A 22,159-nucleotide genomic window follows, 5' to 3' on the forward strand; every position below is an offset into this window, starting at 1 on the left:
TAAACGATGTGAGTTTAGAGTTAACCACAGAAACGAAAAAAATATATAAACTGTTACTGTAAATATTGAGAAACAATCCCCAATTCAGCTTCTCATCAACCAATGTTTTACCGGAGAGAATATTTTGAATACCAGACGCAACTTCTTGAAATTAGCAGGCTCCTGTATTGCCGGCCTTCCCTTTGTTTCTTCCTGCGGGACGAATTACACCCTCAGCAAAGAAAAACGGCCCAATATCATAATTATCTATATAGATGATCTGGCTCTGGGAGATGTCGGCGCGTTTGGCTGTCCAGATTTCTCAACAAAAAATATCGATGCCCTTGCCGCCAGCGGAATAAAGTTAACCAACGCCTATACAATCAATGTTCCCTGCAGTCCCAGCCGCAGCGGGATGATGATGGGCATGTACACCCAAAGATTCGGCAAAAATGATCTCTCACGCGGCGTGCCGATACCCGATGACAAACCGACCATGGCCGAAACGCTCAGAGACGCCGGTTACATTACAGGGTTTGTAGGAACCGAAAAATGGGATATTGGCAGATGGGATCAGGGTGCGCTTGACCGTGGATTTATGGAGATGGGGATGCATCCCCCCCGTGTCGAGGGCCATGAATATTTCGGAGGCGGCTCTTCATATATTGGCGTAGATGGTTCCTATCTCACAGAGGTCGAAGGCCGCTACGCAGTTGAATTCATTGAACGCCGCGGCAGACAGGACAAACCCTTTTTTCTGTATTTCACACCTTTGGCGGTACACATTCCAAACACCGAAGTAAGCAAAAAATATCTAAAACGGCTTTACCCCGACCATACCGGCGATAAATACTCAAAGCGGCAATATCTCGGGGCAACTCTCTTGGCTCTGGATGACCAGATTGGATTGGTTCTGGAGAAAATACGCGAGCTGGGCATACAGGAAGAAACGCTTATCATGTTCAGCAGCGACAATGGCGGAGACCCGAAAGCCGGCAGCCGGCCCTCGCCGTATCGAGGCGGCAAGGGAGGAGCCAATATGCAGTGGGAGGGCAATTTCAGAATGCCGACGATTGTGAGTTTTCCCGGAACACTGCCTGCTGGCAAATCATACAAAGGCATGGCAAGCACAATCGATTTTTATGCGACAGCGGCAGCAGCGGCCGCCGCGAAACTTCCGGATCATTGTGAAGGCAAAGACCTGTTACCTCTTTTGCTTGGCGATAAGAAGCCAAATCCTGATGAATCGCTGTTTTGGCATACACACAAAGTCCAGGCTGCCAGGTGGAGAGACTGGCGGATACTCAAGTACCGCGACGAAAAAAACTGGCGGCTTTATGACATCGAAAAAGATCCCGCGGAAACCAGCGATATATCAGATAAATATCCAGACGTTGTAAAAAAGATGTCCAGACAATACAGCGACTGGATTGGACAGATGCCCGAGCCGCTTGCTCCGGTAAAACCTCCACAGGAATTGTTAGAACACACCGTAAACGGCAACCATGCACGAAGGCCGTTTGGCCGCGGCTGGATGAATGTTGAGCAGTGGGACAAAATCAAGGATGATCCTGTTCAATGGAGTGAGTTTCATGTACGCCGCAGAATGATGCAACAGTAAGACTCTCTTAGATACGTCCCGATGTATAGGTGTGCTCTGCCAGGCCGTGCAGCGGTAATATCATTCCGCGAAAAATGCCGCACACAAAACACAGGCTCTGTATTTTAATTGACATAACAGGCTGAAAGGCTAATATTATTTATCTCTGTTAAACCCCGTTTTTATAAAGGCTGTAAGGCTTTTTGAGAGCAGAAAACAACAAAAAAATTATGTCAGGAAAAACCATGTCAAAATTTAATATAATATGGACAAAAGTAGATGAAGCGCCGGCTTTGGCGTCTTATTCGTTACTGCCTGTGGTAGAAGCGTTTACAAAAAAATGCGGTGTCGATGTAAAGGTAAGGGATATCTCGCTTGCCGGCAGGATTATCGCGAATTTCCCCGATAATCTCAGCGATGACCAGAAAATCGGCGACCATCTCAGCGAGCTGGGTAAGCTGACTCAAGACCCCAACGCCAACATCATCAAACTGCCCAACATCAGCGCTTCTATCCCGCAGTTAAACGCCGCGGTAAAAGAGTTGCAGGAAAAGGGATACAACATTCCTTCTTATCCGCAGGAAGCAAAAACCGAGCAGGATTCGAAATTGCAGCAGCGGTTTGCAAATGTGCTCGGCTCTGCCGTGAATCCGGTTCTGCGAGAGGGCAACTCGGACAGACGTGCCGCCAAATCGGTCAAACAGTTCGCAAAACGCCACCCGCATAAGATGATGAAGCCCTGGCCCCAGAGCGGCTCAAAGGCACGTGTCGCACACATGAGCGAAGGCGATTTCTACGGCAGCGAAAAATCCGTTACAATGGAAAACAATGCCGTTGCGGATATCGAGTTTGCCGCCGCGGACGGCTCAACAAAGGTGCTCAAGAAAGGTATAAAACTGCTCGCCGGCGAGGTTGCCGATACCGCGGTAATGAGCGTAAAGGCACTCCGCGAGTTCTACGAAAAAGAAATGCAGGCGGCAAAAAAAGACGGTGTTCTGCTCTCACTGCACCTCAAAGCCACGATGATGAAGATATCCGATCCGATAATCTTCGGGCACTGCGTATCGGTGTTCTACAAGGAAGCACTGGAGAAACACGCCGCGGCACTGGCGAAAATCGGTGCAAACGTCAATAACGGCCTGGCGGATATACTTGAAAAGCTCGACCGGCTTGATGATAAAACCAAAGCCGAGATAGAAGCTGATATCGCAAAGGTTTACGACAACCGCCCGCGGCAGGCGATGGTCGATTCACGCAAGGGCATAACAAACCTGCACGTGCCCAACAATATTATCGTAGATGCCTCTATGCCCAACGTTGTTCGTGACGGCGGCAGGATGTGGAACATTGACGATGAGCTGCAGGACACTGCCGCGATGATCCCCGACCGCTGCTACGCGACGATGTACCAGCAGATAATCGAAGACTGTCAAAAACACGGCCAGTTTGACCCGGCGACTATGGGCAGCGTCTCGAATGTTGGCCTGATGGCACAAAAGGCCGAGGAATACGGCTCGCATGACAAGACCTTCGAGGCACCGTCGGCGGGCACAATCAGAGTTATCGATGAGAGGGGCAATGAAATCATGTCCCAGACCGTTGAAAAGGGCGATATTTTCCGCATGTGCCAGGTCAAGGACGCTCCGATCCGCAACTGGGTTGAGCTTGCTGTAAACCGTGCAAAGGCCGAGGGAGTGCCGGCGGTGTTCTGGCTCGATGAAGGCCGCGCACATGATGCGCAAATCATCAGCAAGGTCAAAGAGTACCTGCCGCTGCACGATACCTCGGATATCGAAATCCATATCATGAAGCCACAGGACGCGATGCAGTTTTCGCTGGAGAGGGTTCGCAGGGGCCTGGACACCATCTCTGTTACCGGCAACGTTTTACGTGATTATCTGACAGATTTGTTCCCGATACTTGAGCTGGGAACAAGCGCCCGGATGCTCTCAGTCGTGCCTCTGATGAAGGGCGGCGGGCTGTTTGAAACCGGTGCCGGCGGCTCAGCCCCTAAGCACGTTCAGCAGTTCCTCAAAGAGGGGCATCTTCGCTGGGATTCGCTCGGCGAATACTGCGCTCTTGTGCCATCGCTTGAGATGATCGCTCAAAAGAGCGGCAACGCAAAGGCGAAGGTGCTCGCAGATGCCCTGAACGAGGCGATAACCGCGTATCTGGAAAACTCCAAATCCCCATCCCGCAAGGTAAACGAGATCGACAACCGCGGCAGCACATTCTACCTCGCCATGTACTGGGCAAAGGCGCTCGCCGCGCAGGATAATGACAAAGACCTCAAAGAGGCATTTGCGCCCGCGGCTAAGGCTTTGGCCGATAATGAAGCGGCGATAAACGAAGAGCTGCTCGCGGCACAGGGAAAACCCGCCCGCATCGGCGGCTATTACCTGCCCGACCCGAAGCTGACAACCGCCCAGATGCGTCCCAGCAAAACGCTCAACAAAATCATCGACGGGATTTAACACCCGTCAAGCAGCTTAACTGGTTTTATAGACTTAGTGTATGAATGATGAAGAAAAACTGATTCCTCTGCATGGAAAAATGGCATGATCATTCTTTGCTGCGACAGGAACTGGTTGACCGCAGGTGCCGAACTGCCGATGAAGTGGCTATGTGGGTCAAAGATACCGCGAAACGGTCTGCACAGAACACCGCGTCCAACCCGTCCGCTATGTCCAGTGCCTACGCAATGATAAGCGCAAATGCCGCACTGGTTCTGATAAATGTAGCCTGCGGACTGCTGAACCGCCAAATCTCAGCACTTGCCAACGAGTTCGAACAAAAAGGCGGTTTCTCAGAGCGGATGTACCGTGTCAGATCAAACAGGAGAAAATAAAGCTGAAAATCAGAGCCACGCACGTGAGTAAGTGGTTAGGCTGGTATTGAATAACGGTTATCCGCAGTTTACACGGATTATGCCCTGCGGTTGATTTCGTTTCGCTGATATTTTCAAAAATTACTAGCTTTTTTTATAAATTCCAACTCTTCATCGTAGAATTTCGGGTTTTTTTTGCTTGAAATATTATTAAATATCTTGTAATTATGTGGCTAAGTGCAGAAGTAGAGGATTTACTGATGTATAAAAACCAATTTTGTAATGTTGCGAAGCACGGTTAATGTTATTATTGAATTATAAGGATTGAATATGGAACTGGGTTTAGTTCATTTAAGCGATTTGCATTTTTCAAAAGATTTTAATGCCAGTACACAACCGTTGGTCTCTGCCATCAAAGGAGTTAGTCATAATATTGACCACTGTTTAATTATCATATCTGGAGATATAGTAAACTGCGGGGATATTAACGGCTATGAATCTGCTAAGTTTTTTATTAACGAATTAGAGCAAAATTTATCACCTTTCTTTAAGAAGTTATATACATTTGCTGTACCTGGTAATCATGATTGTTTTTTAGAAAATGAAGGATCAATTAGATCGTTGATATTAAAATCTTTATCCTATAACAAAAAAATAGAGAAAGATCAACTTGACCATTTGTTGATGTCTCAAAAACATTTTTTTGATTTTTGCAATGCCCTTTCGGGGTATAGTACTTTTGGCGGTTGGGATTCCTCATCACTTTCTTACTCTATTAAATATGATATTGGAGATTTTCAATTGGATCTTACACTATTAAATACCTCTTGGTGTTCTAATGTGGAAGATCAACCAGGTAAAATGTTTTTTCCATCATCTTTTTTGGATACAAACTCTATTACAAGTGAAGAGATTGGAATGAGAGTACTTGCTCTTCATCATCCCTTTAACTGGATGCATCCTGATAATGCTAGAGAACTTGATATCAAATATGCTAATTGCGATCTGATACTGGCAGGTCATGAACATGTACATAGAACATTAACAGTTTCTGACGGAGAATACTCCAGAAATATTATAGATGGTGGAAAACTTTTTAATGATAACAGATATCACAGTTTCAATTTTATTTGCATTGATTTAACGAAAAAAACTGTACACAAATCAATTCAGTTTAAGTTTGATGATGATATTTTTAAAAAAGATAGAGACATTGAACTTCAGACTTCATTGAACACAAAAGGCAAGCTGGTATTTTCGCAAGAGTTTTCAAAGGTACTTAAAGATGTAGGAACTGCATTCACACATCCACATAAAAAAGAAGTCCAATTCAATGACTTGTTTGTATTTCCTAGTATCAAAGCAAGTGATACATATGAGTTTGATGGGTCTTCAAATGCAATTGAAACTTATGAATCATACTTAGATATACTGACTTCAGGGTGTAAACATGTTATTATAGGTGCAGAGAAATCCGGGAAAACCTCTTTAGCAAAATACCTTTGCTCTAAAATGATTGAAGAAGAAAAATATCCCTTGCTAGTAGAAGCTAAAAGCGCTTTTATGTGCACGCCTTCAAACCTTGAGGAATTAATATCTAAAGAAGTTAAAGATAAGTATGAAGGAGAATGTAGCCACGAAATGTTTATGCAATTGTCAAGAGATAAAGGTGTGCTAATAATCGACTCATTTAATGGATATGAAGAGTCAAAAAACGAAGCGAGAATTGCACAGAACCTACAGCTCCTTGAAAAATATTTTTCAAACATCATTTTACTGATGTCAGAAGAGAATCATTTGAGTCTTTCAAGTTCTAAATATTTAGAGAAAATTTTAATTGAATATACAAAGAGTAGGTTACTTCCGTTCAGTAGAAAGAAGAGGCACCTGTTAATTGAAAAGTGGTTTTCACTAAATGAAAACGGCTTTGAGAATGAAAGAAAGGACATTACCTTTCTCCGTCAAATCGAACATATGGTAGATGACTCTTTAGGCTTTGATCTGGTGCCAAGTTATCCACTATTCATACTAACTATAATCCAGACTTTTGAGGTCTCGAAACCAAACGACATACCCACTTTTGCATCGTTTGGTCATATATACCAAGCTCTTATAACTAAGAGTTTATTTATTGCTACGGGTTCTCCTCAACCTATTGACTCTTACTATACTTACTTGTCAGAGTTAGCGTATCACATGTATAGCACTGCAAAAACAAAACTTATAATTGAGGAGTATGAAATATGGCATAAGAAATATAACGACAAGTATTTATCTGATTTAAGTTTTGACAGGTTGACAAGAAATTTAACAACTGCAAAAATTTTCGAGGAAGATTGTGGTCGAATTAGTTTTAAATACAAATATTTTTATTGCTACTTTGTCGCAAGTTATTTTGCTAAACATGTAAATAGTAAAGAGATTCAGAATTCAATTAGCAAGATGGTTACAATGCTTTACAATGAGCAGGTTGCTAATATAGTTGTCTTTTTATGTCACCTGACAGATAATATATATTTGTTAGAACAGATTTTTTTGGCAACAGACAAAATTTTTGAAACTCATGAAGAGTGTAATTTGCAAGAGGATATTAAGTTTATCACAGACCCTTTAACTCCTTTGGCTATAGCAATACCTGAAGGTGACACGGATGAAAACTATCATGATACATTAGAAGTCCAGGATCAAATTGAAGATCAACTGCTTGATAAGCAATCGGATTACCCTACTGTAGAAGATTCTGCAAATCCAAGCGAAGATGTTGAAGCTTCTGATATAAATGCATCATTTAAGTCGATTCAAATCCTGGGGCAAATATTAAAAAATTTCGAAGGTAAACTTGAAGGTAATTTAAAAGAAAAAGTTGCAAGGACTTGTTTTTCTCTTTCATTTAGGACAATATCCTCTTTTTTAACATTTGTTGATTCCAATAGAGAAGATTTAATCAGTGTTTTTCAAGATAAGATAAAAGAGAACTCTCCAGACCTTATGGCATCGACTATTTATCACAAAGCAAATGAGTCGTTATATGATTTATGTCAATTTATGATTTATGCTATAATCAAACACACATCAAATTCAGTTGGAATACCTATTCTTAAGCCTTTATTTAGGAAAATATTTGATAAGTCAATTGATATTCCTCACCGTTTTTTGGAGCTTTCGATTAAGTTAGACCACTATGGCAATTTTCCAATGGGTGAAGTTGAATCGATATTCAAAGATAAGAAGTTTTCGTACTTTCACAAAAGGCTTGCAAAGCAGTTTATCTGGATGAATTTATATGTATTTCCTGTTAAAATTACAACTAGACAGAAAATTGAAGAAGTCACTAAACTGGATGCTACCTCATCTAAAATCACTAAAGCAAGTTATAAAGTTAGACAATTACCCAAACCAAAACGCTAAGTAAAAGCTGTATAAGCTATTTTCTTTTGACCCTCAATAAAACTCGGAGATTGGTTTCTCTATGAAGTGTTTGGGGGCGGCGAAGAATTTTTCGCTAGATGCCCAGTATATTGCCATTTGGTCGCATCTCAGTGTAAGTTTCATAATCGGCTGTGAGGTTATGTTTGTGCGTTTGTCGGCTACCGGCTGGTTGCCTTTAATTTATAGCTTTCTGTCTAATTTTCGGTAGCCTACGGCTTCGGCTACGTGGCAGTCTTTGATATCCTTCGAGTTGTCGAGGTCGGCTATTGTGCGTGCCATTTTGCAGATTTTGTCGTGAGCGCGGGCGCTTAGTGCCAGGTCGTTCATCGCGGCTCGGAGTACCATTTCGCCGGCCTTATCGAGCGGGCAGAACTTCTCTATCATCGAGTGGCTCATGCGGGCGTTTGTCATTCTGGCGTCTGAGCCGAACCGCTCAAATTGTATCTGCCGTGCGGCGGTTACATCTTTGCGTATTTGTGTGGAGGTTTGTCCCTTCTCGGCGCTTCGCAGGCGGCGGTAGTCCACCGCGGGCACATCTACATGTATATCGATCCTGTCCAGCAGCGGGCCTGATATTCGCGATAGGTACTGCTCTATTTGCCGCGGCGAACAGCGGCATTTTTTCTGTGTAGAACCGTAATAGCCGCATTTACAGGGGTTTGCGGAGGCTACCATCATAAAAGAGGCGGGGAAAGTCAATGTTGTCTTGGCACGGGCAATTGTAACGGAAGAATCCTCTAACGGCTGGCGTATCGTCTCGAGCACATTTCGCTGAAACTCCGGGAACTCGTCGAGAAAGAGTATTCCGTGATGAGCCAGGCTCAGCTCGCCGGGTTTTGGGTGTGTGCCGCCGCCGATAAGTGCCGGCGCACTGGCGGTATGGTGCGGCGAGCGGAACGGCCGCGTAGCTACGAGGGCCTTGCCGCGTCTGAGCAGACCGACCGATGAGTATATCCGCGTAGTTTCGAGCGATTCCTCCAGCGAGAGCGGCGGCAGTATTGTTGCTATCCGCTTGGCAAGCATGGTTTTACCGGATCCGGGCGGGCCCATCATGATAACGTTATGGCCGCCTGCCGCGGCGATTATCAGTGCCCGTTTGACGGCTTCCTGGCCCTTGACATCGGCGAAGTCTATCGGGTATTGTGATGCGGTGTCGAACATTGTTCCCAGGTCAACTACCGTCGGCTCCAGCTCCAAAATGCCGGAGAGCACGCCGATTGCCTGGCTCAGGGTTGCGACACCGTAAACGTCTATGCCCTTGACAACGGCTGCTTCGGCGGCGTTTTCCTGGGGTACTATGATCCGGTCAAATCCCTTTTCGCGTGCCGCCATAGCCATGCTCAAAACACCGTTTACCGGCCGGACACGCCCGTCAAGTGCAAGCTCGCCGACCAGGATTTCACGTTTTAGGCTGTCGCACTCGAATTTCTTCGCCGCTCTCATCAGGCCCACGGCGATGGGCAGGTCGAACGAGGGTCCTTCTTTGCGGACATCCGCCGGCGCGAGATTTACCAGTATCTGGCCGTCAGGGTAGCTGTAACCGGAGTTGATTACAGCACTTCTGACACGTTCGAGACTTTCCTTTACCGCGGCGTCGGGCAGGCCGACAATCATCGGCCTCTCATTTGTTCCGTTAGAGATATGCACCTCGACCTCGCAGGCCAGGCCGTCAATTCCAATTAGTGTAACACTGTTGAGCCTTGCAAGCATCCGGCACTCCTGAGATAAAGTTATAATTCTAAGAGCATTATAAACGAAAAATTAATAGTTAAAAGTGAAAAAATTTAATGATAATTAAAATTCAATTAAACATAAGTTTTTTATAAACAGTCGTTTACCTGTCTTCGAAAAAATCTGACACTCGAGATATGAGTTTTTTTAAAAACTCTATAGAAAAGCTGTGTTTTCTAATTTATAATAGAATTGTGAGTAGATAATCTCCTGTTGGCATACATCATACCACAACATGATAATTAATTTTGTATGTAAATTTAAAGGAGGGCAAATCATGAAACGAGCAAATCTATTTCAAATCTTGAGTTTTACTCTGTTGATAATAGCATCATTACTCTGTGCCGGTACTATTACAGTAAAAAAGGACGGCAGCGGTGATTTCACCACGATATCTGATGCAGTCATGTCTGCGGCGGCGGGTGACAATGTATATGTCTATCCCGGCACATACAACGAGCAGGTTTACCTCACTGACGGGATAAACCTGCTGGGGCATTCTCCCCATTCCACAATCATAGACGCTCAGCAGATGTATGATTATGTCATCCATTATGACGGATACGAAATGGGCTCGGTAATCTCTGGTTTTAGAATTACCGGCTCTGCCACAGCCGGCAGCGGTGGCGGCGGCTGGGACTATGGCGGTATCCATGTTGAAGGCGGTTCGGTGATCATTCGAAACAATATTATCGAAGGCAACTACGCGGGAATCTCCGTGCTGAGCGGGGCAAATCCACAGATCATAAACAACACGATAAACGGAAACTTCAACGGTATTATTTTTGAAGGGGCTGCAGCAATTCCGGCACCGGAATATATGGTGCTGATCATATACGCTTCAGACAAAAACTCAGCCGCAGAATACCAGGGCATTCTGTCAGACAGCGGTATTGCCGCTAATGTTATCCAAATGGGCGACATTACAACAACCAACCTGGCAAGCTACCGGCTGATAATGGTCACAGACGATACAGGCGGCGGCTACAATTGGGGAACACAGGCACAGGTAGATGCAATCAACAACTCAAACCGCCCTGTTCTGGGTATCGGAAACGGCGGAGCGGCACTTTTCCAGGAACTCGGGATATCCATAAACTATGGCAATTCTGCTTTCGCAAACACCAACAGGATGCATGTAGTAGAAACCGGCAACCCGGTATTCCACGAGCCGTATGATATAGAGATACTTAAAGACGGAGATATAATTGTTTACGACCGTATTTATACCTCTAATGTCCTGGCTGTTTATGAAGGCAGTATGGACTCGGAAGTTGTTAAACTCTGCAGTCTCTCGCCAACTTCTCCGCAACACTATCCGCTTACAGGCGAAGAGGGGCACTACTTGTGGGGGTTCCGAGATACTCCCGACCATCTCACCGAAACCGGGCGAAAACTGCTGGTTAATCTTGTACGTTCGAGAACAACAATATGTGACTATTACCTGCCGGCACCTATACTTACCCCACTGTACTCGGAGCCCGCTACCAATCCGGAATACAACCGTTACTACTTCAGAGTAGAAAACTGGTACCAGTACGGCGATGAGCTCTTTGAAGTATCCCCCGACCTTCCGCCCTGCGGTTCCAACCCTGATGGATCAAGGACTTGGGTAGAATTTTATGACATGCAGCAGCAGTATGTATATGGGTATTGCGCTCTCAGCCAGGCCGCTGACCTGCTTCTTTTACATGTTACCCTCCCTGCTGATGCACCCGAAGATGTGATGATGAGGATATGGGACCGACGCTGCGACAGTGAAGCATGGTCAAACCTGGTATTTCCTCGTGATGATCCCTACTACAGCCACACTATAATGAACAATATCATCACCAATAACAGCCACGCGGGAATTTTCTACTACAATTTCCTTAACGAGGGGCAGATACTCTATAATGATGTATGGGCAAATACCTACAACTATTTCAATAATGACGGAGGTCAGCAGTTTAGCCCCCAACCTGCAACCGGCGAGATCAGCGAAGACCCGCTGTTTGAAGACACTCTCAACTACCGGCTGACAGACGAATCCCCATGCACAGACACAGGCAACCCAGATACGATATATAACGATCCGGACGGCTCGCGTAACGACATGGGCGTATGGGGCGGTCCGGAATCCACCGGCATAGGAACCCATCCCGGCAGCGGTTTTATATTCACAGAGGTTGGAAATCTGCCCACCGCTTTCATCGAACAGGCACAAGCGAACGAAGACCATGGACTTACCAATGTCAGCTATCAGGACCACATTGATTTTGCAATTCCGCAGTACCACGACTCGCCCTTTGGCGGATCACTGCGTATAAACGGTGTCTTCGGCGATGTCGATGTAGCGGACGGCCTGATGTATTACAAGATACTATATGCCATGTGGCCCGATGAGGACACGCCGCCCGAGCCGGAGGATTATCAACCGGTAACAACAGGCCTCTACAAGATTCTCACTATCCCTCAGTGGGACGGCTCTGTTATATACCAGAGGACGCACCTGGGGCCCAAGGTTGTTTACGGCGTAGAGAACCTGTATGAATATACCCACACCGGGGCCTGGTCAAGCCTTGATTTGCGTTGCATATGGCATACTTCCAGTCTGCCAAATGGGAAATATACACTTACCTACAAGGCATACAAACCAAGTGAAATGTACCTGATGACACTTGAAGAGATGACACTCTTCCCCAATGACATGGATCATCTCACGCTGCTGGTAAACAATACCGGCGTATATACCGAGATAAACGATGTCCGCTATGACCCGTCTTCGCCTTACTGGGATGAGATAACAGACGGAATACTACAGGAGTGCGGGATTATAACACTTCAGGATAACCAGGAAAACCTCAGGCTCAACATCTCAGCGACCCATCCGGACGGTTACCTGCGGCACTGGGTGCTCGATGCTTACTACGGCAAGAACAACTATGCCGGCGTGATAGCATCGGATACATATCCCGGCACATCTCCTCCGGACAACTGGCACGGCGTATTGAATCAGATATACAACACATCCGACTCTCCCGCCTTTACCGATTGGGTACGCTGCGCATACCAGTTCCGCCTGCGGGCATATACCCGTGCTACAAACGGCCAGGGCTATCTTTACGGAACTCCGCCAATATACTACAGCAATTCGTTCAGCGACCATTACTTCGTAGAGTTCGACTGTTCATGGTGCGGCGGGGCAGATATCAACAAAAGCGGAAGGGTTGACCTGACCGACTTGATGCTGGTTGCATCGCAATGGCTGCAGGAATGCAGCGGTGAGAATTGCGGTGAGTAACCAGATGGAAGAAATATAAGGATCAAACTTTTTATTTGTAAAAGATTTAATCACAAATATATAAAAAAATATTCCATTTTCCATAAATTAACCACTGGCAAATCAGCTGTCCCGACTTCGGCGGTAAATTCACGTAAGTCCTTGCAAATAAAGAACTGGAGTTTTTCTGTAGGCACTACAAAACCCCTGTTAGCGGAAAAAACGGCTTGCCGGCAGATCAGCTCAGCAGGTATTCTTTCACGATAAGGATTGATAAGAACCGGGTTTAGAATAATTAGATGGTGCCAATTTACAGCTCCCGGGATATCCTGCTGCGTTCTAAACAGAGAAGTGCGCCTGATTTCATTCAAGCTGTATAAAAAAACATTAAAATCGTATGCGAACTTTGAGCCGGATATAAAAAATATGAACTGGCTAAGGTAGTGCATGTTTATGACTTTAAAAGGCTTACACTTGTTTGTTTTCTTGTAAATGTCTTCTTTGTATATAAATTTTATTTTTACTTGACATGGGAACGAGCGTACTATAGTATTTTTATATGATTAGTATAGTACGTTGTAAAACTTGATACACATTTCAGAATAACTCGCATGTCAGCTTTGAAAAGATCAGTGTTTGTGTTTAGATATAAATGATATTGTTTTAGTCTCATATAAAATTAAACATTTTCAGGAGTATGCCTATGAAACATTCTTTATTGAGGGTTTAGGGTTAATTTCAATGTTGTGAATAAATTAAGAAAGAGAGAGATTAAAATGAAAACTCTAAAGAAAACTTATTTGAATTACTTATCTATTGTGTCAGCCGTTTTGCTCATCGTCTTTTTGACAAACGCAGCGATGGCTGATGATCTTAATGCCCCCGATTATAGAGGCGATCCGCTTTCGGTGAATGTTCATTACACCGGAGAGGCCTCAAGCGGGTTTGTGAGTCTGGTCAACTTCTCTTCTGTTGATGACACTGATCCTTCAACATTTTTGTATGATATTTTTCCTTCAGAGATCATCTCCGGCGAAAACGGGCGATATATTTTTGAAGTCCCGAATTTCGTTGACGAGATGCCGATAAAATATCTTCGTATCCAGCTCACCTGGCAAAATGTTACGACTCCTCCCCTTGGTGTTAACAGCGAGGGGGTTGAGGGAACATCTCCGGTACCCGGTGTTGTGACCTTTGCTTCTAATCCTCTGGTCTTCACTCAGCCGGACGGCGGTTATCAGTACTTTGACCTGGAGTACCGCCCCAACCCTGATTATGAAACAATATCGGTCCAGCTGGCCCAGGACGCAGTGCTGGTACAGGCGGTCATTGACTCGGTATCCGTTCCGGAACCGGCATCACTTGGACTGTTGCTTGTAGGATCTCTGTTTGCGGTGAGAACCAAACTTTAAGTCAAAAGGAATAGGTTGTACAGGCCTGGCCGCAGGTATGACTTCGGCCGGGCTTATGCTTATTCTACTTTGAGATAAATAAAACGGCTATTGTGCCGCGGCGCAGAGCGGAATTATTTGCCTGGGGCTTTTGTGTTGTTATTGGGCTCTGACGGAGCATCTCTTAGATTATCATAACCCTCACCCTTGAGCCAGTTGAAAACCACCCCGAGCCGGGCATCGTTGTCCTGTATTGAAAACTTCTCGACAATGCCGCACGCTGCTTTTACGGATAGCTCTGAGCTTCTGGTGACTGCGGATTTATCAAAACCGGATAAAAACGGTGTGTGTTCGATTGCGGGTGTAATGCATAAGACAAACACGACAAAATTGACGGCAAAGAATACAGTCAGAAAATACAGCGCAAAACCGCCGCAAAGCTCTATCGCCGCTCCAAGATAAAGGCTGCCTTCAGAGCCGATAACGGATTTGGCGATAAGAAAGAGGATTGTGTAAATAATAACGGCAAAGACAAAAAACACCGCCGCCCTGGTCCACCCATTCGGGATCGCATCCGGCTGCCATTTGCCCAGTGCCGCCGTAACCACCAGCGAGCAGTAGATGGCAATAACAACATTAAAAAGGGCTGCCCATGCGTAGAGAAAGCCGGCCTTTTTGAAATACAGTGCCGCGGCCAGAGCAATAACGGCTGAAATCCAGAATACCATCTTAATACCTCACAATACACTCTTTACTTCGTCCAGGCTGGTTAAGCCCAAAACAACTGCTTTTAGAGCCTCTTTTCGAAGCCTTGATTTTATTATTCCGCTGCCGAGCTCTCTGCACTCTTCTATTGAGTTTATCGGGCCGGAGAAAAGTGTTTTTCGTATTTCCTCGTTCATTTTCAGGACATCAAATATAGCCACGCGGCCGTCATAGCCCGTATCGCGGCATTTTTCGCATCCTGCCGCTTCCATTACGCCATCGGTGGAGAGGTTGTGGTCGAGAAACCACTGTCTTTTTCGCGGCGAAAGCCGTGCGGGCTTTTTGCAGTTATCACACAATCTCCTGACAAGCCGCTGGGATATTATCAGCGAGAGCCCCTCGGATATGAGCATCGGTTTTATGCCCAGCTCAATGAGCCTCAGCATCGCCGAGAGGTTGTCGTTGCTGTGCAGTGTTGCTAACACCATGTGTCCGGTGTGCGAGGCCTGCAGCGCCATGGCGGCGGTCTCGGCGTCCCTGATCTCTCCAACACATATGACATCCGGGTCCTGCCGGAGTATATTGCGCAGGGTGTTGGCAAAGGTTATTTCTGCCCGTTTGTTCACCTCTATCTGGCTCACCAGCGGCAGGGAGTACTCAACCGGATCCTCGACGGTGATTATGTTGCGGGCGGAAGCGTCGATTGACGATAGCATTGCATAAAGCGATGTCGTCTTGCCGCTGCCGGTAGGGCCGCACATGAGAATCATGCCCGACTGTCTGGCAAGGGTGTCTCTGACCAGGTTTATGTTTTTTCTGGAAAGCCCGACCTGATCGAGCCTTATAAAACCGGCGGCATTGTTGAGTATTCGGATAGAAAGTTTTTCACCGTGTATAACACCCGCGCTGGCAACACGGAAAGAGGCGGTTCCCCAGTCAAGACGGGCTGTAAATGCTCCATCCTGGGCGCGGCGTTTCTCCGATATATCCATGCCCGATAGTGCCTTTATGCTGTTGACAACCGCGACGCATTGATCCGCCGCGATCTCGGAGGCAAGGCGCAGTTTGCCGTCAACCCTGTACCTTACGGCAAAGATATCGTCAGCGACGGGGTCAATTAGTATATCGCTGGCACGCTCATCAAGGGCTTCTGCGATTATCTTTTCAGCCAGAGAAATCGTTTTGGTAGCCAGTTTTGAGTCTTTACCCTCGCTGCCGTAAATTTCTTCGAAGCTCAGGCCCGCCGAATCGAGCAGGACGATTGAGCATCTGCCGCGATATTTTCTTATTTGGCCGTGTTTTTTGAGGATGTCGCCCTTGAAGAAATTTTTTAGTGTTGCTGTAAATCCCCAGTTCCTGCTTTCGGCCTGTTTGAACAGCTCAGTGGTGTACAATATAAAAAGTATTACCGGGGCGGCAAAAAGAGATGCAAGCATAAGTGCGGTGCTTCCGCGTTTTGGAAACAGAGCCGAGCGGCTCCAGTCACGGGTGAGACGAACGCAGATATAAAACCACACCACAAGCAGTATAACACGCAAGGGGTGAGAAACCAGCACTCCATCATATTCAAAGCCCATCGGACCTGCCAAAAACATCTCACGCATTCCAAACCTCATTCGTTACTCTTTTAAGCCGTACTCAGATAAGCATCTAAACCAATATACCACTTTAGCATGTGTCTTGCAAGATATAACTAAAAACCTCCGGTTAAACGATGCGGGGCCGGGATTTTGCTCCAGATTTGGGGTTCTTGCGTTACGGGCAACAGATTAATCGCCCGCCGCGGCTGAATCGGAGTTATATGCGAAGCCTTTTGAACGTTCAAAGGCAGCTTTGGCAATGTGATAATTCCACTGCGCTTCTACCAGTACGCTTTCGGCCCTGGACAGGGCGGTTTGCGAGTCGAGCAGGTCGGTGGCGGTGCTTTTGCCGACCTGGTACCGCTCACGCGCCAGCCGCATGCTTTCCCGGGCGTCTTTTACCAGGGTTTGCGATGCCTTCATCTCCTCGAACGCTTCTGTGAAATGTGAATAGCTTGTCCATATCTCCTGGCGTATTGTGATTATCAGCCGGCGGATCAGGGCTTCTTCCCTTGCCAGTTCGCGTCGAAGACGGTTCAACTGACTGCTTCGTTCAAAACCGGTGAACAGCGGCAGCTCTACGCCGATTCCGGCAGACCAGTCTTTGTCGTGCGGCCAGAACTCTGAATCGCGGAGCCCGTAACTGCCAATAGCCCGCAATACCGGCCCAAAATCACTTTTCGCCGCGGCAACATCGCTTTGTGAGCCTGTGATTCGATGAAGGGCGGCTTTGAGCTCAGACCGCTGCATCATAGCTGATTTGAATGATTCGTTTAAATCGACAGTTTCCGGCGGAATAATCCGCGGCAGGGCATCAACAATCTCCAGCTCCAGCTCTGGGGGAAGTCCCATTGCGGTATTGAGATTTCCCTTGCCGATACGCACGAGATTCTCCGCACGCACGACAGACAAACGCCGCTCTGCCACCTCTACCCGCATTCGCAGCACATCCGCCTCGACCGCTACCCCGACATCCTTTCGCTGTTGTGCCAGAGACAGGTGGTCTTGGGCCCGTGTTTGATTCTCCCGGGCGATTTTCAATGCTTCATACGCTGACAGCAGGCTGTAATACGCCTGCTGCACCATCAGTGTGATGTCCTGTTCAACTGTTTCCAGCTCGTATTTCGATGCGTTTGCGTTGGCTTTGGCAGAGGCGAGCTGCGCACGCCGCCGGCCGCTGTCAAAGAGCAGCCACTGGGCGGAGAGTCCGCCGCTGTAATCATTTGTCGGGCCTATGACACTGGTCTGGGGCCCCGCTGCCCCGCCTAATCCGCCGGGTAGAAAGGCATGTGACTGGAATCGCCGGTAGTCGGCGGCCAGGTTCACATGCGGGTAGTAGCCGGATTTGGCTCCCTGGACGGCGTAGTTTGCCGCGGCCAGGCCCTCCCGCGAAGCCTGAAGCAGGGGGTTTTGTGCCTGGGCGATCCGGATGCACGCATCAAGGGTTAAATCTTTATCCGCCGCGGCGGTGTTTGCCTGTTCGGGTTTTTCTGCCGCGCCTTCCAGCGACACCGGAACAGACGGCGGCATATACTGGTTAATAGAAGGTGAACGCTCGTAATGCCGCTCGGTGCAGCCGGCGGCCAATGCAAAAACCGCTGATACTATAAATATAACACTTGTATTTCGTTTGACATTCATTGTATTACCTCGGAATGTAAAAATTTCAGACATCTGTTCCGGAGACCTCCGGCTGAAAAATGCGTTTTAAAAACTCTGCCGCTGAATCCATAGACGCATATACAACCGGAATCACCACCATCGTCAGAAATGTCCCAATCAGCAGACCGGTGGCCGCGGCAATTCCCAACGGACTCATTCGCTCTAACCCGACAGCCATTTCGAACACCAGCGGCGTCAGCCCCAGCACGGTAGAGACGGTTGTCATCAGAATCGGGCGAATTCTAAGCTGAACCGACTGTATAATTGCCTCGTCGCGTTCCATTCCATGCTGACGTGCATGAATGATAAACCCCAGCAAAAGAATACTGTTGTTTACAACCGTTCCGCCCAGCAGGATCAGTCCCATCATCGCCGGCTGACACATGGGCTTGTTGAACAGCAGCATACCCCACAATGCACCGGCCGCCGCAAGCGGGATCGCCGCGAGAATCGTGATCGGGTGCTGCATTGATTTAAATGTTGCCATCAAAAGAATATACAGCAAGACCAGCCCTGTAAGCAATGCACGAAACATGCTTTTCTGTGCACGCATCATATCCGAAATCGTGCCGGAGACCTCGATTTTGTAACCTTGCGGCGGATTTATTTTTGAAATTCGCTGCTTAGCCATCGCCGCGACATGCTTTATTGTGTAAACACGGTTGACGGCTGTAATATCCAGAGTGTTTTGCAGATGCTCGCGAGTAACAAAGGGCTGATCTCGCCTTGTTTGAATTTCAGCCATTGCCCGCAGCGGCATAGGGCCGGAAGATGTGCTGATGTAGGCCTGCTCAAGCTGAGCGGGGTACTCTATTGCCGGCTGCTCATACTGAACCAGAATGGGGATATCAAGCATGCCATTGAGCCGCATCATGGAGGCCGGAACGCCTTTGACGGCGGTTTTCAGCTCCCGTGCCACCTGTTCCGGCCAGGTTTGGTACAGACGGGCAAGTGCAGGGTCAACTTCTATAACGTGTTCAACCTTATCGAAGTACCAGCTCCGCCGCACATCTGCCAGCCCGGGCAGCCCGTCCATCGCCTCGAGGCATTCCCGTGCCAATGATGAGACGATCTTTGAATCGGGCCCGCTGACAATTATATTCAGGGGGGCTTTTGTTGTCGCCATAGGGGTTGCGCCGTATTCATTGATTCTGCTGGAGCGGACGCCGGGTATTGCCGCCAGCTTCTCACGCCAGGAATCCTGGATCTGCCAGATGGTTTCACTGCGCTGCGTGCGGTCAACCAGATGAACCGTGATTTTTGCCGTCTGGGCTGTGGTGCCCCCGCCGCCGAAACTGATTTGCCCCGGCTCAGAGCCAACCACAGAGGATATGGTTTTGACACCCGTTGTGTCAAAAATAACCGATTCTACCTGCGTCAGGACGGTTTCTACTTCTTCGGGCGAGTATTCGGTCGGCGTTTCAAACTCTACCATGCTGATACCCGTATCCATCGGCGGCATCAACTCGCCTCCGATCAGGGGTACAACAATTCGGGCAGTGGCAACAAGAAATATCACTCCGGCAAGCAGGGTAAGGGCTTTGTGCCGCAGCGCCCACCGAAGTGTGTTGACGTATATAAAGGCAAGGGCGCTGACTCCGCTGTCCATTTTGCCGAAAAAACGTTCTATGATATTTTTTCCGGCGTTGCGCCGTCTTAACAGCCAGGACGCGGCCAGTGGCACAATCGTCAGTGCGCTGAGCAGAGACGCTGCCAATGTTGTTATAATCATCAGGTTCAGAGGCCGCATGACCTGCTGTGTGTATCCGCCGGTAAATGCCACCGGCACCAGAACCACTACAGTTGTGAGCATCCCGGCGGTTATCTCAAGCCCCACCTCGCCGGTGCCGGCCAGAGCGGCCTCGGCGGCATCGGGTTTCTCCATCTGCTGCCAATGGCGGTAAATGTTTTCCAGAACAACCACTGATGCGTCAACGACCATTCCAACCGCGATGATAAGACCCGAAAGCGTTACCATATTGAGCGTGAAGGGCGAAAGTTTCAGCACCATAAGGCTGGCCAGGAAGCTAAACGGTATGCTGACAGCCACAACCGCTGCCGCCCGGGCATCAGCCAGAAACACAAAAATAACGATAACAGTTATTATCATCGCCTGAAAGAGGCTCTGTTCCATGCCCCGCAAGTTGACATCAATAAGCGGCTGCTGATCGTCTGTAATTTCAAATATAATATCAGGATAGCGTGCCTGGAGCTTTGGCAGAAAGTCTTTGATGGTGCGAATTGCCTTTACGGTTGGGCTGTTGTCCGGCCGCATTATATTTACCGCAATAGCGGGCTTGCCGTTTCCATGATAGATGCTTCGCGGCTGCTCGACTGAAAGGCTCACCTCCGCCACATCACGGACACGGAGCTGCCCCTGGCCGGTAAGTCTCAGCGGCAAATCACGGATCTGGTCGAGATTTTCGAATTCTCCGACTACCTTTACAAGATGTTCCCGCCGGCTGGAATACATCGTTCCCGCCGGAGCAGAGACGTTCTGGCTTGCCAGAGCCGAAACGACATCCGTCAGGCTCAAACCATGTACTGCCAGGCTGTCCCGTTTGATTCGCACCTGCACCTGGGGCTGGTGACCTCCGAATATATCCACATCGGCAATTCCCGGCAGAGCGAGAAGCTGATCTTTGATCTGGTTTTGGGCCAGAAGGCGGATTTGTGAGAGCTCCTGACGGCTTTGGGGTCTGGGTGAAAGCGCCAGCGTAACCAGAGGTCGGGTTGCGTCGGTAACCTTGAAGATTCGAGGCTCCAGTATGTCCGCCGGCAAATCGGCACGTACACGGCCGATAGCGTTTTGAACATCCTGAACAGCCTCTCCAACCGATGTTTCGTAGTTGAACTCCGCATTGATGCTCGAAACCTCGTCTCGAGTGGTGCTGGCAATCTTAACAAGGCCGTTGAGCGTGTTCAGCTCCTTTTCCAGCACGCGTGTAACTTTGTCGGCAACATCGCCGGCAGCGGCGCCCGGTCTGACTGTAATAACCGCTACCTGGGGCGGAACCGTATTGGGGAATAAGTCCTTTGGGGTGCTTATAAGAGATACAATACCCATAGTCGCCACTACCAAAACAACGGCAATGACTGCATACGGATTGCGAAGTGAAAATCTGGTCAGATTCATTGGCGAACCTCCACGGCCAGCCCTGAGCTTAGCTCTGACCAGCCTAAAAAGGTACTGACTACAACCTGTTCACCGGCATCTAAGCCTTCCACGGCGGTTTGGTCCTGTTGGTTTCCGATAATTTCAACAGGTATTGCTTTGAGTTTATCATTGTCAACGACAAATACATACGTGTCTGCTTCCGGCGATTCAACAACCGCGGCTGACGGAACAACGACGACATTTTCCCGGCGGGCCAGTGTCAAAGAAACGCGTACATAAGCCCCGCTGACGATACTGTTATCTGAATCGTTATCCAGGACGGCTTCTGCCCGCATCATCCTCGCGTTGTTCAAAGACGGATAAAGCGTATTGACTGCGGCCTTGCGGATGTTTCCATCCGGTGCGGCATAGCTCAAGGACATACCCGTCTGTATTTTGGGCACATCCTGCTGGGGCACATCGAATGCCAGCCTGAGCCGGCTTTGGTCTTGTATCGTCAGGATCGTTTTTCCCGGGGCGGCCTGATCGCCGGGGTCTGCGTCTCGTTCAGAAACAACGCCATCAAAAGGACTTGTGATAGAGCAGTAGCTCAGGCGGGTTTGCATCTCTCCAAGCCGCCGCTTCAGTGATTCGGCCTGATGTTCCAGGGCTTTTGTTTTATGCAGGGCAGATTCTAGCCGTCCGTTAAACTGATTCACCTGTTCACGTGCCGCGTCTGCCTCTGAGACGGTTGCCGCGCCGCCTTCCTGCAGGCTGGTAATTCGCTGGGATTCGCGGTTCCAGTAATCCAGCGAGGTTTTAAGCGATTCCACCGTCGCTTCGTTAGCCCCAATTTCTCACTTAGGTCTCGAAACCGGTAAAAATAAAAATATTTT

The 22,159-nt window shown here is 47.9% G+C and carries 12 protein-coding genes; 6 read left to right on the forward strand and 6 right to left on the reverse strand.

Translation table 11 applies throughout. From position 1 onward, the window contains the following. The first annotated feature begins 124 nt into the window (after positions 1-124). The 4 genes from SMSP2_RS12710 to SMSP2_RS12725 all read left to right on the forward strand — a co-directional run bounded on the left by SMSP2_RS12710 (position 125) and on the right by SMSP2_RS12725 (position 7,814). Positions 125-1,600 carry a sulfatase family protein gene (locus tag SMSP2_RS12710; protein WP_186804714.1) on the forward strand — a complete coding sequence of 492 codons (1,476 nt, stop codon included), beginning with the start codon at positions 125-127 and terminating at the stop codon, positions 1,598-1,600. A 224-nt stretch (positions 1,601-1,824) separates the two neighbouring features. Then, a complete protein-coding gene (locus SMSP2_RS12715; protein ID WP_146684416.1) occupies positions 1,825-4,053 on the forward strand; it encodes an NADP-dependent isocitrate dehydrogenase in 2,229 nt (742 codons plus the stop codon). Between the two features lie 71 nt (positions 4,054-4,124). Beyond that, on the forward strand, positions 4,125-4,427 hold the full coding sequence (locus SMSP2_RS12720) for a four helix bundle suffix domain-containing protein (protein WP_146684417.1): 303 nt from the start codon (positions 4,125-4,127) through the stop codon (positions 4,425-4,427). A 309-nt stretch (positions 4,428-4,736) separates the two neighbouring features. Next, positions 4,737-7,814, forward strand: coding sequence for a metallophosphoesterase family protein (locus SMSP2_RS12725; RefSeq protein WP_146684418.1), 3,078 nt, complete (start codon positions 4,737-4,739; stop codon positions 7,812-7,814). 201 nt (positions 7,815-8,015) lie between these two features. Here SMSP2_RS12725 and SMSP2_RS12730 read toward each other — a convergent pair whose 3' ends face one another. Further along, positions 8,016-9,545, reverse strand: coding sequence for a YifB family Mg chelatase-like AAA ATPase (locus SMSP2_RS12730; RefSeq protein WP_146684419.1), 1,530 nt, complete (start codon positions 9,543-9,545; stop codon positions 8,016-8,018). A 298-nt stretch (positions 9,546-9,843) separates the two neighbouring features. Between SMSP2_RS12730 and SMSP2_RS12735 the strand changes: the two genes are divergently transcribed. Together SMSP2_RS12735 and SMSP2_RS12740 are read left to right on the forward strand one after the other, a co-directional pair. After that, positions 9,844-12,849 (forward strand): right-handed parallel beta-helix repeat-containing protein, encoded by a 3,006-nt coding sequence (locus SMSP2_RS12735; RefSeq protein ID WP_146684420.1) that lies wholly within the window; start codon positions 9,844-9,846, stop codon positions 12,847-12,849. Between the two features lie 779 nt (positions 12,850-13,628). Continuing rightward, positions 13,629-14,240, forward strand: a complete 612-nt coding sequence (locus tag SMSP2_RS12740) for a PEP-CTERM sorting domain-containing protein (RefSeq protein ID WP_186804715.1) — start codon at positions 13,629-13,631, stop codon at positions 14,238-14,240. Between the two features lie 113 nt (positions 14,241-14,353). Here the strand turns inward: SMSP2_RS12740 and SMSP2_RS12745 are convergent, their stop codons facing one another. The 5 genes from SMSP2_RS12745 to SMSP2_RS12765 all read right to left on the reverse strand — a co-directional run bounded on the left by SMSP2_RS12745 (position 14,354) and on the right by SMSP2_RS12765 (position 22,096). Then, on the reverse strand, positions 14,354-14,947 hold the full coding sequence (locus tag SMSP2_RS12745) for a hypothetical protein (RefSeq protein ID WP_146684422.1): 594 nt from the start codon (positions 14,945-14,947) through the stop codon (positions 14,354-14,356). A 9-nt stretch (positions 14,948-14,956) separates the two neighbouring features. Continuing rightward, positions 14,957-16,540 (reverse strand): GspE/PulE family protein, encoded by a 1,584-nt coding sequence (locus SMSP2_RS12750; protein WP_146684423.1) that lies wholly within the window; start codon positions 16,538-16,540, stop codon positions 14,957-14,959. A 153-nt stretch (positions 16,541-16,693) separates the two neighbouring features. Further along, positions 16,694-18,145, reverse strand: coding sequence for a TolC family protein (locus tag SMSP2_RS12755; RefSeq protein WP_186804716.1), 1,452 nt, complete (start codon positions 18,143-18,145; stop codon positions 16,694-16,696). A gap of 25 nt (positions 18,146-18,170) precedes the next feature. Continuing rightward, on the reverse strand, positions 18,171-21,302 hold the full coding sequence (locus tag SMSP2_RS12760) for an efflux RND transporter permease subunit (protein WP_146684425.1): 3,132 nt from the start codon (positions 21,300-21,302) through the stop codon (positions 18,171-18,173). Next, entirely contained in the window at positions 21,299-22,096 is a 798-nt protein-coding gene (locus SMSP2_RS12765) for an efflux RND transporter periplasmic adaptor subunit (protein WP_186804717.1), read from the reverse strand. Before SMSP2_RS12765 ends, SMSP2_RS12760 begins: the two co-directional genes overlap by 4 nt. Between the last annotated feature and the right edge of the window lie 63 nt (positions 22,097-22,159).

The sequence above is a fragment of the Limihaloglobus sulfuriphilus genome, from assembly GCF_001999965.1.
GTDB classification, from domain to species: Bacteria; Planctomycetota; Phycisphaerae; order Sedimentisphaerales; family Sedimentisphaeraceae; genus Limihaloglobus; species Limihaloglobus sulfuriphilus.